The organism is Aeromonas sp. PrichA-15 (assembly GCF_017939245.1).
Taxonomy (GTDB): Bacteria; Pseudomonadota; Gammaproteobacteria; order Enterobacterales; family Aeromonadaceae; genus Aeromonas; species Aeromonas caviae.
In genome coordinates this window covers 18643-32952 of record NZ_JAGKRH010000062.1, presented here as the reverse complement: position 1 = coordinate 32952, position 14310 = coordinate 18643, and the positions used below count along the sequence as shown (strand labels likewise).

The 14310-nt window shown below is 64.4% G+C and carries 12 protein-coding genes and 1 pseudogene; 6 read left to right on the top strand and 7 right to left on the bottom strand.

Features of this window, described 5'->3' with window-relative positions; all coding sequences use genetic code 11:
• Positions 1-193 precede the first annotated feature (193 nt).
• A complete protein-coding gene (locus J9889_RS10700) occupies positions 194-784 on the bottom strand; it encodes a LysE family translocator (RefSeq protein ID WP_010672906.1) in 591 nt (196 codons plus the stop codon).
• Between the two features lie 102 nt (positions 785-886).
• On the bottom strand, positions 887-1483 hold the full coding sequence (locus tag J9889_RS10695; RefSeq protein WP_039039402.1) for a LysE family translocator: 597 nt from the start codon (positions 1481-1483) through the stop codon (positions 887-889).
• Between the two features lie 116 nt (positions 1484-1599).
• On the opposite strand from J9889_RS10695, the gene J9889_RS10690 reads away from it, so the two are divergent.
• The 3 genes and pseudogenes from J9889_RS10690 (at position 1600) to J9889_RS10680 (ending at position 5246) form a co-directional block, all read left to right on the top strand.
• Positions 1600-2973, top strand: a complete 1374-nt coding sequence (locus J9889_RS10690; RefSeq protein WP_210556655.1) for a PLP-dependent aminotransferase family protein — start codon at positions 1600-1602, stop codon at positions 2971-2973.
• Positions 2974-3002: 29 nt separating this feature from the next.
• A pseudogene (locus tag J9889_RS10685) lies at positions 3003-3466 on the top strand (hypothetical protein).
• Positions 3467-3608: 142 nt separating this feature from the next.
• On the top strand, positions 3609-5246 hold the full coding sequence (locus tag J9889_RS10680; RefSeq protein WP_201890853.1) for a hypothetical protein: 1638 nt from the start codon (positions 3609-3611) through the stop codon (positions 5244-5246).
• Between the two features lie 36 nt (positions 5247-5282).
• Here the strand turns inward: J9889_RS10680 and J9889_RS10675 are convergent, their stop codons facing one another.
• From J9889_RS10675 to J9889_RS10665, 3 genes are all read right to left on the bottom strand, one after another.
• Positions 5283-6596: a sodium-dependent transporter gene (locus tag J9889_RS10675; RefSeq protein WP_210556654.1), complete on the bottom strand. Its 1314-nt coding sequence runs from the start codon at positions 6594-6596 to the stop codon at positions 5283-5285.
• A 630-nt stretch (positions 6597-7226) separates the two neighbouring features.
• Positions 7227-8540, bottom strand: a complete 1314-nt coding sequence (locus J9889_RS10670) for a sodium-dependent transporter (protein WP_210556653.1) — start codon at positions 8538-8540, stop codon at positions 7227-7229.
• A gap of 209 nt (positions 8541-8749) precedes the next feature.
• Complete coding sequence (locus J9889_RS10665; RefSeq protein WP_010672899.1) at positions 8750-9589, bottom strand: 2OG-Fe(II) oxygenase family protein; 840 nt, start codon at positions 9587-9589, stop codon at positions 8750-8752.
• Positions 9590-9789: 200 nt separating this feature from the next.
• Here J9889_RS10665 and J9889_RS10660 point away from each other — a divergent pair, with 200 nt between their 5' ends.
• Positions 9790-10353, top strand: coding sequence for a DUF2799 domain-containing protein (locus J9889_RS10660; protein WP_010672898.1), 564 nt, complete (start codon positions 9790-9792; stop codon positions 10351-10353).
• 54 nt (positions 10354-10407) lie between these two features.
• On the opposite strand, the gene J9889_RS10655 is transcribed toward J9889_RS10660, so the two are convergent.
• The gene (locus tag J9889_RS10655) at positions 10408-11229 is read right to left on the bottom strand and encodes a Cof-type HAD-IIB family hydrolase (protein WP_210556652.1); all 822 of its coding nucleotides are present in this window, start codon (positions 11227-11229) and stop codon (positions 10408-10410) included.
• Positions 11230-11465: 236 nt separating this feature from the next.
• Entirely contained in the window at positions 11466-12704 is a 1239-nt protein-coding gene (locus J9889_RS10650) for an MFS transporter (protein ID WP_042864400.1), read from the bottom strand.
• A gap of 148 nt (positions 12705-12852) precedes the next feature.
• Between J9889_RS10650 and J9889_RS10645 the strand changes: the two genes are divergently transcribed.
• Positions 12853-13476: a metalloregulator ArsR/SmtB family transcription factor gene (locus J9889_RS10645; protein WP_210556651.1), complete on the top strand. Its 624-nt coding sequence runs from the start codon at positions 12853-12855 to the stop codon at positions 13474-13476.
• A gap of 309 nt (positions 13477-13785) precedes the next feature.
• Entirely contained in the window at positions 13786-14262 is a 477-nt protein-coding gene (locus J9889_RS10640) for an Lrp/AsnC family transcriptional regulator (protein WP_010672894.1), read from the top strand.
• Positions 14263-14310: the final 48 nt, after the last annotated feature.

Sequence of the window (14310 nt, the reverse complement as noted above, 5' to 3'; positions counted from 1 at the left end):
TATAACCTGGCCAGAAGGAGGCAATATCAATATGATGCACGGCGACAGCAGGGTGATGGTGGTGGTGTGTTTGGAGACAGCCAGTTTACCAGCACCCTGTCTGTCAACTTCCACTTCCCCAAGATCCCGCGAAGAACCATAAAAAAGGCCCCGAAGGGCCAACAAGACAGCCGGTAAAGGCTCAGGCCGAGGCCTAAACCCAGATCATCAGCACGCAGGCCGCCGTGGCGAGCCCCATGCCCAGATTGAAACGACGCCAGCCGGTGGCGGTGCGGATGAGGCGGCGCACCTGGGCACCGAACAGCACCCAGAAGGCACCGGTATAGAGGCCGGTCACGAAGAAAATGCCGAGCACCCAGCCCGCGGACGGCCAGTAAGCCTCCCCCGCCAGGGTGAAGCCGCTGATGGCGGAGAGCGCCATCATCCAGGCTTTGGGGTTGAGCAGTTGTAGCATGGCCCCCTGATGGGCCGGGATGAGCGGCCGGTTCCCCTCCGCCGGGCCACTGGCGTTGGCCACCTTCCAGGCCAGCCAGAGCAGGTAGGCCGACCCCACCAGCTTGAGGCCGTCGTGCAGCAGGGGCAGACGCTCGAACACCACCCCAAGCCCCAGGGCCGTGGCCAGGATCATCAGGTTGATGCCCCCCACCACCCCCACCAGCAGAGGCACGGAGCGGCGAAACCCCTGGGCGGCCCCGGCACTGGTGAGCAGCATGTTGTTGGGGCCCGGCGTGCCACAGGTGATAAGGGCAAAGCCCGCCAGGGGGAGCAACCAGTTCAGATCCATCTCAACCTCGTTCAGATACGGCAAGCCTCCTAATATGCAGAGCCGACGCCCTGACGACAAGGTCAGCAATGCATTTTCTTTGCATGAATAATCAAGACGCTGTTAATACCAGAGCATCACCACGCACAGGGCGGTCAAGGCACCCAGGCTGCCGTTGAGACGACGCCACCCCTTGTCCGAGTTGATCCAGCGGCTGAGCTGATGGCCAAACATCACCCAGGCGAAGCAGACCGGGAACCCCGCCATGGGGAAGACACTCATGATGCCCCACATGCTCGGCCAGTAGTCGCTCCCCGGCAGGCTGAACAGACTGATGGCCGAGATCCCCATCATCCACGCCTTGGGATTGAGGAACTGGAAGCCCAGCCCTTCAAGCAGGGTCAAGGGGCGGGCACGGCTGGCGGGATCTCCGGGGGCGCCTGCCACCGCGATGCGCCACGCCAGCCACAGCAGGTAAAGGCTGCCCAGCACCTGCAGGCTCAGCTTGAGCAAGGGCCAGCGCTCGAACAGCGGATAGAAGCCGAGCGCCAGCACCAGTTGCAGCACAGGCTGGCCCACCGCCACCCCGATGAGATGGGGCAGGGTGCGACGCACGCCGAAGTTGGCACCGGACGCCGTCAACATCAGGTTATTCGGCCCGGGCGTGCCGCAGGTGAGCAGGGCGAAGCCAAACAGGGTGGCATACCATTCGATGGTCATGGGGAGACTCCTTTCTCGCCACATTGTACCGATACAATGTGTGCTTGTTGGTTGTGTACAGGCTGATAATCACGCTATATTGCGGACAATCTTGGATCAATGGATTTATTGTCACCATGACAACCTGGACGCCCGACCTCACCCCTTTCGAGGGGCCCCTCTACCTCAAACTGGTCAAGGCCATCGAGCAGGCCATCGCCACCGGTATCCTCTCACCCGAGACCCGGCTGCCGACCCACAGGGCCCTGGCAGACAAGCTGGGGGTCACCGTGGGCACCGTCACCCGCGCCTACACCGAGGCGGAGCGACGGGGCCTGCTGGCGGCCCGGGTCGGGCACGGCACCTGGGTCAGGGGAGCGGCGGATCCCGCCAACGAATGGGTGATCCGCAATGAAGACAGCCAGCGCATCGAGCTGTGGCAGAACCTCCCGGTCCAGCTGGACAGGGGCGCCATCATCAGGCCCCTGCTCACCGAGCTGGCGCAGGGGGATCTCAACGGCCTGCTCGGTTATGACAAGGAGGCGGGACGCCCCGCACAACGCCAGCTGTTCGTCGACTGGCTCGCCGAGCAGGGCATCACGGCGAGCGAAGATCGCCTGCTGTTCAGCCATGGGGCCCAGCACGGCATCATGCTGGCCCTGCTTGCCACCGGCTGCGTGGGAGAGACCCTGTTTTGCGAGGGACTGAGCTACCCCGGCATGCTGGGCAATGCACGCCAGCTCAAGAATCAGGTGGTGGGACTGGCGATGGATGAGGAGGGACTGCTGCCAGAGGCGCTGGATGCCGCGTGCCGTACCCGCCGGGCCAAGCTGCTCTACCTCACCCCCACCCTGCAAAACCCCACCACGGCCACCATGAGCCTGGCGCGGCGCGACGCCATCGTCGCCATCGCCCGTCGCCACGATCTGCTGATCGTCGAGGATGACGTCAACGGCCTGCTGCCCGAAAGTGCGCTCCCGCCGCTGGTCAACCTGGCTCCGGAACGGGTCATCTACCTCGGCAGTCTCGCCAAGATCGCCTGCGGCGGCCTGCGGGTCGGCTTCGTGTTGTCCCCTCCCGCCCTTCGCAACGGCTTCGCCCAGGCGATGCGGCTGTCGAGCTGGATGGTGAGTCCGCTGCTCATCGAGCTGGCCTGCAAGCTGGTGAGCCAGCGCCAGATCATGCCGCTCATCGAACACCAGCGAAAAATCCTGGCGCGCCGGGGTGAGCTCCTGCGCCACCTGTTGCCGGGAGCGCGCTGGCAGCCGGGGTCTATGCACGCCTGGCTGCCGCTGCCCGAGCCCTGGCGCAGCCAGGAGTTTGCGGAGGCCGCCAACGCCCTTGACGTGGGGGTCGCCAGCGGAGAACACTTCGCCGCCGGCCAGTTTGCCGCCCCGCAGGGAGTACGCCTCAGCCTGAGTCAGCCCGCCACCGACGCCCGCGTCGCCGAAGGGCTGGAGCGCCTCGCCGGGCTGCTGAGGGGCACGCCGCCCACCAATCCCCTGCTATAGTCATTGACCCTGGCACCCGAGGAACCTTCATGTCTGCCGTCCGTCCCGCCCTGCTGATCGCGACCCTGCTGCTGGGAGGCTGCGCCTCCCCGGCCCATCAACAGCTTGGCGCCGCCCTGAGCGGGCTGGAGGGGGAGCTGACGCGGCTGGAGGAGGAGTTGGCAGCCATGAACGGCCTTCACTATCAAAAAGCCATCGACGCCCCGGTGGCGCTGCCCCGCTATCTCAAGGCCCCCGCACCGACGGCGGAGGGACTGGTGCCCGTGCAAAGCCGGCTGCAAGATGGCCCCTGCTGCGCTACGACTACCGGCTGCCCGCCGGGATGACGCAGCTGCCCACCGACAACCCCTGCCTGCGCTACGAGTTCGAGCTGCGCCGCCTCGGGCGCCTGGGCCAGCTCGAGCTCGCCTGGCAGGGAGAGTCGGGAGCCGGGGAGCTGCGTGTCCCGCAGCGGGACTGCCCCTTCTCGGCCAGGGGGCCCGGCCTTCAGTGACGCTTTCTTTGCCCCGCCGAAGGCCGGCACTGAGCCATCTCTGACCCAGGTGGGGTATTGACCCCCTCTGACTCTCGCGGGAGAGTGGAGGCTAACTTTGAATCCAACCTCGCCACCCCCGACCGGCGAAGGAGCGTCAAAGATGCAGATCCTCCTCATCGAAGACGATGCCATGATGGGCTCGACCCTCACCCAGGGACTGAGTGATCTGGGGCAGCCCCCCACCGAGCTGTTCCACTGCAAAGAGATTGCAAGCCTGCCCGCCCTGCTGCGCCAGCACGCCTTCGATGCCATTCTTTGCCGCCAGTATCACCACCAGGCCCACGAGGGCGTCAGGCTGCTGCATGAAGCACACCACCTGGGCCTGCTCGCGCCCGGCTGCGTGCTCCTGCTGCTGGAGCAGGACGAGGACACCGGCCAGTTCCCCCCCTCCGACCTCTATTTCGCCCTGCGTCTGGCCGTGCCCTTCACCACGGAGCAGCTGGCGTACAGCCTGCAAGCGCTGCTGGCACTGACCACGGTGACCCGCCCCCTGGCCACCCCCATGGCGCTCAGGGAATGGCGCAGCGCCTGCGCCCAGTGCGAGGATCTGCTTTACCGGTACGCCAGCCACAAGGGGCTTGAAGCGCAGATGGACAGGGTAAAGGGCTACATGCTGCTGCAAGCCGGGGAACGGGTGCAGGCCGCCCAGCACTACGCCATCTGCACCACGGAGCACGATGCCTGGTGGCCACGCCAGGGGCTGAACCAGGCCCTGCTCGGGCTGAACCGGGTGGAGAGTGCCCACAAGGATCTGGCCCGCAACCGGGAGCGACTGCCCCCCGTCATCCATCAGGCGCTGGTTCTCGCCTGCCAACTGCACGAGGCGCAGTGGGATCCGGCCTGGGAAACCTTGTCAGGCTTGCTCCAACGCTGCCCCTGGCAGCCGCAGTGGCGCCAGGTGGCCATTTTGCTGGCCTTGCTGCGAAGGGATGAAGGTCAGGTGCTGGCGCAGGCCACCGATTTCATCCTGCGCTACTTCCCCAAACAGACGTTTCGCCACTCCGTCGAACGCTGCCTGCTGGATGCGACCCTGGCGGTGCTCTGGCATCCACCGGGAGAGGCCAGAGTTCATGGGCTGCAGCAGGCCCTGGAGGAGCTCGGCCAGCAGGCCGTGACCCTGCGGGCCCACGAGGAGGGACTGCTGCGCGCCCTGATGCTGGGTCTGGATTATCGATTCGATGACGCCTTGATGCTGCTGGCCAAGCACCCGCCGGAGGCGACGCGGGACAATCACCTCAACCAGTTGCTCGGGGTGGCCGTCAGCCAGTTCTGCGGGCTTCCCCACCATGCCCAGCGTTATCTGGCCCAGCTCGGCCAATATCAGGGGCCGGTGGCACAGACCCCGCTGTTGCAGGGGCTCATTTTGCAGGTGGTCGACGATCTGGCGCGGCAACTGGCGCAGCGGGAGCAGCTGCTGACCCAGCTGCGCGAGGAGCGGCAACGGGCCATGACCACGGGTCAGCTCCAGCTCGCCGTGCAGAGTGCTCTGACCCTGCAGGAGCGATTCCCGGCCCAGGCGGGGGATGCCTGGCAACTGCTGGTATTGCTGACCCAGTGCTGGCCCGCCGGCATGGCGGCCCCGGCGGTGGCCCGCCTGGTGGACAGGCTGGAGCAGCGTCTCAACCACAGTGCCGCCTTCCTGGAACACCATGGGAACGCCTATCGGGAGACCCTGCAACAGGTGAGATCCCACCTGGCCCCCAAACTGCCGCCCCCCGGTCCCCATCAGGGCCTATAGCCATCCAGAGCGGTGCATGCCGCCCTGGCAGGTGCGTTACAACAAGCCCCGCACCAGGATCCCCGCGATCAGCAGAGGGGCGACCAGCCGCCAGCACCAGAGCAGCGCACCACGCATCAGCGGCGAGAGATCCGCAGGCACAATACTGTCCCCCAGCTTCCAGCCAAGCAGCAGGGTCAGCACCAGACCGAACAGGGGCATCATCAGGTTGGAGGTGAGGTAATCCAGCAGATCGAACAGGGTCTTGCCAAACAGGGTGTAGTCAGCCCAGGGCCCGAACGACAGACTGGCCGGAATGCCGCAGGCCATGATGAGCAGGGTCAGCACTCGGCAGGCATTGCGGCGCGACCAGCCCCACTCCTCGGTGGTGAAGCGCACCAGGTGCTCCAGCATGGAGATGGAGGAGGAGAGCGCCGCCACCAGCAGCAGCAGGAAGAAGATCACCGCCAGCCCCTGACCGAACGGCAGGTGGTTGAACACCGCCGGCATGGTCATGAAGGTGAGGCCGGGGCCGGCGGCAGGATCGATGCCGGTGGAGGCCAGCACTGGGAAGATCATCAGCCCCGCCAGCACCGAGATGCAGCTCGCCAGGGTGACCACCCAGACCCCGGAGCGCAGCGCCCCGTCACTGCTCGGCAGGTAGGCGCCATAGGTGGTGTGTACCCCGAGGCCAATGGAGAGGGAGAAGAACGCCAGCCCCAGGGCGTCGAGCACCCCCTGTCCCGTCAGGTGGGAGAAGTCGGGCATCAGGAACTGCCGTACCCCGGCCATGGCCCCCGGCATGGAGAGCCCGGTCACCACCAGGAGCAGCATCATCACGAACAGGGCCGGCATCATCCAGCGCAGCGCCCGCTCCACCCCCTGTTGCAGCCCTCCCTGCACGAACCACCAGGTGAGCCCGGCGAAGACGAGATGGGTGAGGGCCGGCCAGAGGGGATCGCTCACATAACCGGTAAAGAGTGCGGTGAGGGTGCTCGCCTCACTCAGGTTGAGCTCGCCGCCCACGGCCAGGACCGCATAGCCGACGGTCCAGCCCCCCACCACGCTGTAGAAGCTGTAGATGAAGAAGCCACACAGGATCCCCATGTAACCCATCCAGCGCCAGTTCGGCCCCACCAGCTTGTGGAAGGCGCCGAGCACGCCGCGCTGGCTGCGGCTGCCGAGCAGGGTCTCCCCCACCAGCACCGCGACCCCCAGGGTGAAGCTGAAGAGCAGGAACACCAGCAGGAAGGCACCGCCCCCGTTGGTGGCTGTCACATAGGGAAACTTCCAGATGGCGCCAAGGCCGATCGCCGAGCCGGCGGCCGCCAGCACATGACCAATACGGGAAGACCACTGAACCTGGCTCATACAACCTCCGGGCAAGACAACATCAGTTCGATACTCCATGGCTAGACGCGGTGTGCGCCGCAACAAAAAAGGCCGCCTGAGGGCGCAATGCTGTTCACTTAAGAGAATTTGAGTTCCAGTCCACGTAGTATCAGGACAAAAAAGCGAGGGAGGCATGATGCCTCCCTCTTTCTATTGCAAGCCCCGCTGGATAAAGGCTGGAGGAAGATCGACTGGACACAGCCTTGCCCCCTCAACTCAAATCCAATTTATGAATAATCAGTCAAAAAAGTGCTTATCTGAACAGCATTGCGCCTGAGGGCGACCTTTGCAATGAACAGTCAGACAAACGACACCTGCAAGGTCACCTCTCCAGGAAGGGGCTAAATCGGCCACAGAGAGCGATAAGGGGTGACATGGGAGGGCGACGCCTGCACGGTAAAAAGGAGCCACAGCCTAAACCATGGCAAGAGAAGTTGACAGGAAATAGTCTAAAACAGAACCAAAAACAGATTTAACCAAAATAAAATATCGAAATTTCAGATCGTTACTCTGTTTATTTTTAAATAGCGGACTTTTATAAAGAGTCAATCCTGCCACCCCACTCCCCAGCCAGCCCGGTTGGGGAGTGGCAGAGATGACCAACCCTCCCTACACCAGGCCGCGCACCAGAATGCCGCCAATGAGCAGGGGAGCCAGCCAGCGCCAGCAGCCCATCAGCAGGGCTCGCCAGTGGGGAGCCAGCCCTTCGGGCAGCGCCTGGCGACCGAGCCGCCAGCCCAGCAGCAGCGTCAGGGCCAGCCCGAACAGGGGCATCATCAGGTTGGAGGTGATGAAGTCCAGCAACTCGAAGATGTTCTTGCCAAACAGGGTCAGGGTGGCCCAGGGACCGAACGACAGGCTCACCGGGATGCCACCCGCCATCACCAGGGCAATGACCAGGTTGCACGCCGCGCGGCGGGACCAGCCCAGGCTCTCGCACAGGAAGCACTGCAAATGCTCCAGCAGGGAGATGGAGGAGGAGAGCGCCGCCACCACCAACAGGGAGAAGAACACCACCGCCAGCCCCTGGCCGAAGGGCAGTTGCTGGAACACCGCCGGCATGGTCATGAAGGTGAGGCCCGGGCCCGAGGCCGGGTCAATACCGGTCGCCGCCAGTACCGGGAAGATCATCAGGCCCGCCAGCACGGCGATGACGCTCGCCAGCAGCACTACCCAGAGGCTGGAGCGACCGACCCCTTCGCTGGAAGGCAGGTAGGCGCCATAGGTGGTGTGGATGCCAAGGCCGATGGAGAGGGAGAAAAAGGCCAGCCCCATGGCGTCCAGCACACCCGACATGCCGAGCTTGCTGAAATCGGGCATCAGGAAGTGGCGCACCCCGCCCATGGCGCCCGGCAGGGTGAGGCCGAAGGCCACCAGCAGCAAGATCATGATGAACAGGGCCGGCATCATCCAGCGCAGGGTGCGCTCCACCCCTTGTTGCACGCCGCCCCGCACGAACCACCAGGTCAAGCCGGCAAACAGCAGGTGGGTCAGCACCGACCAGAGCGGATCACCGACGTAGTCGTTGAAACGGGCTGTCAGTGCCGCGCCGTCCCCCTGTTGCAGCTCCCCCGCCAGGGCCATGCCCGTGTACCCCAGGGTCCAGCCGCCCACCACGCTGTAGAAACAGAAGATGAGCAGGCTGCACAGCAAGCCCATGGCACCGACCCAGCGCCAGCGCCTGCCCATCAGTTCACCAAAGGCGCCCACCACCCCGCGCCGGGTCAGGCTGCCGATCAAGGTCTCCCCCATCAGCACCGCCACCCCCAGGGTGAAGCTGAACAACAGAAAGACCAGCAGGAAGGCGCCGCCACCGTTGGCGGCGGTGACATAAGGGAACTTCCAGATGGCGCCGAGACCGACCGCGGAACCTGCGGCGGCCAGGATGTAACCGAGCCGGGATGACCATTGAGACTGCTTCATAAGAACTCCACGGGAAGGGCCTGCCAGCGAGGCACGAAATGGCGCTCAGAGTACGCCCGCGGGCGCGCAATCACTCGGCGTATATCCGATATAAAACTCAGTTTTTAGCATCATTAACCAATAAAGTTCGGATAATCCACCAATCGTGCCACAAAATAAAAACCGGAGCGGGTATGCTCCGGTTTGTTGTCTGCTCGGGTCTGGCGGGATTAGATGACCCCCAGCTCCCGCAACCGCTCCATCAGATAGCTGTGGGCGGTGTGACGCTCCGAGAGCACCACATCCGGACGGGGGTGCAGGAAGAGCGGCAAGGAGATGCGGGACTTGGCGGCACTGCCCCCGGTCGGGTTGATGACCCTGTGGGTGGTAGAGGGGTAGTAGCCGCGGGAGGCCTCCTGCAGCATGTCGCCGATGTTGATGATGAGGGTGCCGAAATCGCAGGGCACGTCCATCCACTCCCCGTCTGAACCTTTCACCTGCAGGCCCGGCTCGTTGGAGGCGGGCAGAATGGTCAGCAGGTTGATGTCTTCATGGGCGGCGGCGCGGATGGCACCCGGCTCCTCGGTGCCGTCGAAGGGCGGGTAGTGAAGCACCCGCAGCAGGGTCTTGTGGCTCTCTTCGATCATGGAGGAGAGCGGGCAGCTGTAGTGGGCGGCGATATCGCCCGGGGTGTGTTGCTCCACCCAGCCCAGCAGCTCGGCGGCCAGATCGTTGGCGAGGCGGTAGTACTCCATCGCCTGCTCTTTCAGCTCTGCCGGCATCTGGCCCCAGGGATAGATGTGGAAGTACTCCTTGATGTCCTTCTGGCTGTGCCCCTTGGCCACCTCGGACACCGAGGGCGGGAAGTAGCCGTCCTGGGTCTCGCGATTGAACAGGAAATCCTGCTTCTGTTCGCTCATGAAGAAGCGATACCAGTTGTCATAGATGGACTGCACCAGCTCCTTCGGGATGGGGTGGTGAGTCAGCACCCCGAAGCCGGTGGTGCGCAGGGATTCGGTGAAGCGCTCGGCCGCATCGGGGGAGCGATAATCGACGGTCAGGACTTTCATTGTTTTTATGTTACATGCCAGTTAAAAGTAGGCGCAGTTTACCCTGCCTCCCCCGGCAAGAAAAGGCTGCCAGAAGCCCGTCTACAACGGCTTGAAAATACTGATAAAAACATCATGATACGGCCCCCTCGCCCGGTGCTTGTCCCGGACGGGCCTCCTCTTCTAGAATGCCCCACCCCCTTTGCTGTCGGAGCCCCCTCATGTCCCCCAAGATCCTGTTGTTGACCCTTCCCTTCCTGCTCGCCGGGTGCAGTTCCCTCTCGGAGGAGGAGTGCCGTGCCATGAGCTGGTACAACCAGGGCTATCAGGACGGGGAGCAGGGCAAGACCCGGAGCGCCACCCGCGACTATCAGAAGACCTGCGGGGAGTACGGCCTCAAGGTGGATGAGGCGGAGTGGCAGCGCGGCTACGCCAAGGGGCTGGAGCTCTATTGCATCCCCGAGCTTGCCTACAGCAAGGGACGGGAGGGGAGCGAATACCTGGGGGTCTGCCCCAACGACACCAGCTTCCTCACCCAGTTCGAGCGCGGCCGCAAGGAGTACCTGCTGGAGCAGCGCCTCGGCGAATTGCAGCAGGAGCTGGAGCGCACCGAGCGGAGCATCCACCAGTTGGATCAGCAGATCCGGGGCGAGAGCGACAGCCGCCAGCGCGACTACTATCGTGCCCAGCGCGAGCGCGCCATCCGTCACTACGAAGGGGTATACCGGGACTACAACCGGCTGCGCTTCCCGGATCGGGTGATCCAGTTCTCCTTCGGGAGCTGACAAAAAGGGGCCGACATGGCCCCTTTCTGTTTATGCCGCAGACTGTTTTTCCCCTCAGGCGGGCAGGACCCAGCGCTGCAACGCCAGGGCGATGCCATCCTCGTTGTGATCCGCGGTGACCCGGTCTGCATGGGCCTGGATCTGGGGCGCCGCATTGCCTATGGCCACCGCCAGCCCCACCTGCTCGAACATGCTGATGTCGTTGTTGTTGTCGCCAAAGGCCACCAGGTTCTCCATGGCGATCCCCTCGCTCGCCGCCCATTGGGCCAGCCGGTTGCCCTTGCTGCAACCGGGCTGCACCAGCTCCACCGCATAGGGGGCCGCCCAGTCACGGGTGAAGGGCAGTCTCTCCACCACCTCCCCGACGAAACGGTGCAACCGGCCGGGGTCCTGGTTGAACAACTCCAGCTTCCAGATGGGGGACTGCAACCAGGACTCGATATCCTCGGCGGGCAGCAGGGAGACCTTGAGGTGATCCGGCTGGGTTGCCGACCAGCGCCGCATCCGGCCCACGTGCTCCTCGCAGCCCAGGTAGCCGATGCCGTCCCCCAGGTGGAACAGCGCCCCCATCTGCTGGGCCTGCACCTCCTCCAGCAGGGTGGTGAGAGGCGCCACGGCCAGGGGATCCCCGGCGAGGATCCTCTCCTGCACCGGATCATAGAGGTAGGCGCCGTTGCTGCAGATGATGGGGGTGTCGAGGGCCAGCTCGTGGTGGAAGGGACGGGCCGTCATGAAGTGGCGACCCGTCACCAGCAGCACCTTGATGTCGTGGGCCCGGGCCTGGGCCAGGGCAGCCCGGGTAGCGGACGAGATCTTGTGATCCCGGTTCAGCAGGGTACCGTCCATGTCCAATGCAATGGCCTGATAACGACTCATATCACCTCCAAGAATGTCGAGACGGGTGCGGCGCCATCCCCTCCCGTTTCCAGTGCCATGACGACACATCTCACCGCCGGGAATACGGACTGGGCATCGCAAGGCCCATGATGGGAGACGCGCTCGCCGGGGGGTCGGGAAAAGCGGAGCAAAGAGCCATACCGTCCCAGACTCGGCGCCGCGATGCAAGTCCGGCCCGCCATCCCGTCGCCGAACTGTGATCCCCGCGCCCTTCGTCAGCCCGCCTCGGCGCACCCGGCCACGGCGTTTCGCCTGTCCGCCCGTCTGCGCAATCCGTAGAAACCGAGGGCACAGATCACGCCGCAGAGGCCGGCCAGGTAGAAGGGCCACTCGGTCCCCGCCAGCAGCACCAGGCTGCCCAGCACCACCGCCAGGATCTCGCTGCCCACCGCCAGACCGCGGTAGAGCCCCATCGCCTGCCCCTGCTGGCTGGCATGGCTGCGGTTGGAGACCGCCACCGAGGTGGCCAGCTCCCCCAGACTCATGCCGATGCCGGCCGGGATGAAGGTGAGCGCGAGCCCCCACCACTGGGTCGGCAGGATGAACATCAGCATGCCCGCCGCCATCACCAGGTGGCCGACGATGCCAAGGGAGCTGCCGCGCCAGTGCCGTGCCAGCTGCTCACCGATCCAGGAGCCCAGCATCATGGGCACGCTCACCAGCACGGCGGCCTGGGCCAGTTGCACCGGATCCCATGCCAGCCGCTCCACCAGCCAGACATTGAAGTAGGTGAAGTAGAGCTGCACCGCCCCGTAGCTTGCCAGGGTCAAGGCAAAGTAGGGCAGGAGACGAGGTTGCAGCAGCAATTGGCGGGTCGAGAGGGGAGCCTCATCCCGGGTCGCCGGCACCGGGGGACGATTGGGCAGCAGCCAGAGCACCAGCAGCAGGTTGATCACCGTCATCCCCACCGCCAGCCAGGCCGCCAGGCTGTAATCCCCCGAGACCACGGCCGCATAGCCTCCGATCATGGGGCCCACCACCCAGCCCAGGTTCATGCCGATGTTGATGCGGGCGAAGTTGCGGGCCTTGGTCCTGGCCGTGCTCATGTCCGCCGCCATCGCCTGCACGATGGCGATGTCGCCGTTGAAGAAGCCCTCCACCACCCGGCTCAGCAGCAAGAGCGGCAGGGAACGCCAGGCGATGCCAAGGGCCATCAGCACATACCCCGCCAGCACCCCCACCAGACAGAGGGTCAGCACCGGCTTGCGCCCATGGCGATCGGAGAGACGGCCAAGCAAGGGGGCCCCCAGCAGTTGAAACAACGGATAGAGCCCCATGATGACGCCAAGCCACACCTTGCGGCTCCAGTCCGACGCCTGTGGCGTCAGCATGCCCTGGGCCGGATCCAGCAGCAGCGGCGCCAGGACGGGGGAAGGCAGGCTGAATCCCGCCACCGCCAGCGTCACCGTCATCACCAATACCCAGAGGGTCGCCTGTCCCTTGATCCCTTCCATCTTCGCCTCATTAAATAAAGTTATAGGTTTATTTATATTGTGAGGGGTCGTCCATTAAGTAAAGCAGATTGTTGATTTAAATCGCCCTGCTACCCATAATGACCTCATCCAGGCGGTCACCGCACCGATACCCACCACCGGAGCCCCCATGAACGCCAGTACCGACAAGATCCTCTATCTGCTGAAAACCCGCGGCCCCCAGAGCGCCGCCGAACTCGGCGACCAGTTGCAGATGACGTCCATGGGGGCGCGCCAGCACCTGATGGCCCTGGAGTCCGAGGGCTGGGTGGGGTTTAGCGACGAGGCCCGCGGCCGCGGTCGCCCGGTGCGCCTGTGGCACCTCACCGACCAGGCCTGGCAGCGCTTCCCCGACACCCATGGCGATCTGACCCTGCAGCTGATCGACGATATCCGGCAGGTGTTTGGCGACGCGGGCATGGAGCAGCTCATCACGCGGCGGGAGCTGCAGATGCAGGCACGCTATGAATCCAGGCTGACCCAACCGGCGCTGGCAGACAGGCTGATGACGCTCAAGGCGCTGCGCACCCAGGAGGGGTATATGGCGGACATGTCGCAGGAGGAGGACGGCAGCTGGCTGTGGTGGGAGAGTCACTGCCCCATCTGCAGTGCAGCCAGGGCCTGTCGGGGCTTTTGCCGCAGCGAGCTGGCGCTGTTTCGCCGGTTGCTGGCGCCGGCCGAGGTGGAGCGGGAGCAGTATCTGCTGGAGGGGGACAGCCGCTGCCTCTATCGCATCCGGCCGCCCTGCCCCTGAGCGGGCGGAACGCAAAAACAACAAAGCAGGCGCCGGGATGCCTGCTTTGTTGCCTTCGGGGAGGGGGTGCTCTCGTTCCAGCCCGTTGTTTCCCGATAAGGTCGAACGGCTGATGGGGCTCTTGACCCGGTAAGGTCCTTCACCACAGGTGCCTGGTCGGGCGCCTGTCTTGCCACCGGAAGATGTAACCATGGTACTCCCCGCGATGCGGTGAGTGGTTGTGAAGTAGCAGGTATTTTCAGTTGTTTTTGCAATAGTTCACCCTTAATCTAGGAAAAGTGGATTAGTAATTGCGAAGAGGTACGGAGAATGCTGAAACTTGATCGTATAGACAGGCATATTCTGGAGCTGATGCAGGAAAATGGCCGCATCAGCAACCTGGAGCTGGCCGAGCTGGTCGGGCTCTCCCCCTCCCCCTGCTCGCGCCGGGTCAAGGCGCTGGAGGATGCCGGTCTCATCGATACCCATGTCACCCTGCTCAATGCCCGCCAGCTGGGGCTGACCCTCACCGCCTACATTCACATCTCCATGGACAGGCACACTCCGGAGCGGTTCGAGAACTTCGATCGCGCCGTCAAGGATCTGCCCGAAGTGCTGGAGTGCGACCTCATCACCGGCAACGATGCGGATTACCAGCTCAAGGTGGTGGTGCGGGACATGGAGCACTACCAGCACTTCCTGCTGGACAAGCTGACCCACATCTCCGGCGTGACCGGGGTGCGTTCAAGCTTCGTGCTGCGCCGCATCAAGCACAAGACCGCCCTGCCCCTCAACCACCTGGGCTGACAACCCACCCCTCATCCGGGGAGCACCAAAAGCAAGAGGAGGCCCGGG

Excerpts from the sequence above, each read along its gene's own strand:
- J9889_RS10700 (WP_010672906.1), bottom strand. The coding sequence starts at position 784 with ATGGATCTGAACTGGTTGCTCCCCCTGGCGGGCTTTGCCCTTATCACC.
- J9889_RS10695 (WP_039039402.1), bottom strand. The coding sequence starts at position 1,483 with ATGACCATCGAATGGTATGCCACCCTGTTTGGCTTCGCCCTGCTCACC.
- J9889_RS10690 (WP_210556655.1), top strand. The coding sequence starts at position 1,600 with ATGACAACCTGGACGCCCGACCTCACCCCTTTCGAGGGGCCCCTCTAC.
- J9889_RS10680 (WP_201890853.1), top strand. The coding sequence starts at position 3,609 with ATGCAGATCCTCCTCATCGAAGACGATGCCATGATGGGCTCGACCCTC.
- J9889_RS10675 (WP_210556654.1), bottom strand. The coding sequence starts at position 6,596 with ATGAGCCAGGTTCAGTGGTCTTCCCGTATTGGTCATGTGCTGGCGGCC.
- J9889_RS10670 (WP_210556653.1), bottom strand. The coding sequence starts at position 8,540 with ATGAAGCAGTCTCAATGGTCATCCCGGCTCGGTTACATCCTGGCCGCC.
- J9889_RS10665 (WP_010672899.1), bottom strand. The coding sequence starts at position 9,589 with ATGAAAGTCCTGACCGTCGATTATCGCTCCCCCGATGCGGCCGAGCGC.
- J9889_RS10660 (WP_010672898.1), top strand. The coding sequence starts at position 9,790 with ATGTCCCCCAAGATCCTGTTGTTGACCCTTCCCTTCCTGCTCGCCGGG.
- J9889_RS10655 (WP_210556652.1), bottom strand. The coding sequence starts at position 11,229 with ATGAGTCGTTATCAGGCCATTGCATTGGACATGGACGGTACCCTGCTG.
- J9889_RS10650 (WP_042864400.1), bottom strand. The coding sequence starts at position 12,704 with ATGGAAGGGATCAAGGGACAGGCGACCCTCTGGGTATTGGTGATGACG.
- J9889_RS10645 (WP_210556651.1), top strand. The coding sequence starts at position 12,853 with ATGAACGCCAGTACCGACAAGATCCTCTATCTGCTGAAAACCCGCGGC.
- J9889_RS10640 (WP_010672894.1), top strand. The coding sequence starts at position 13,786 with ATGCTGAAACTTGATCGTATAGACAGGCATATTCTGGAGCTGATGCAG.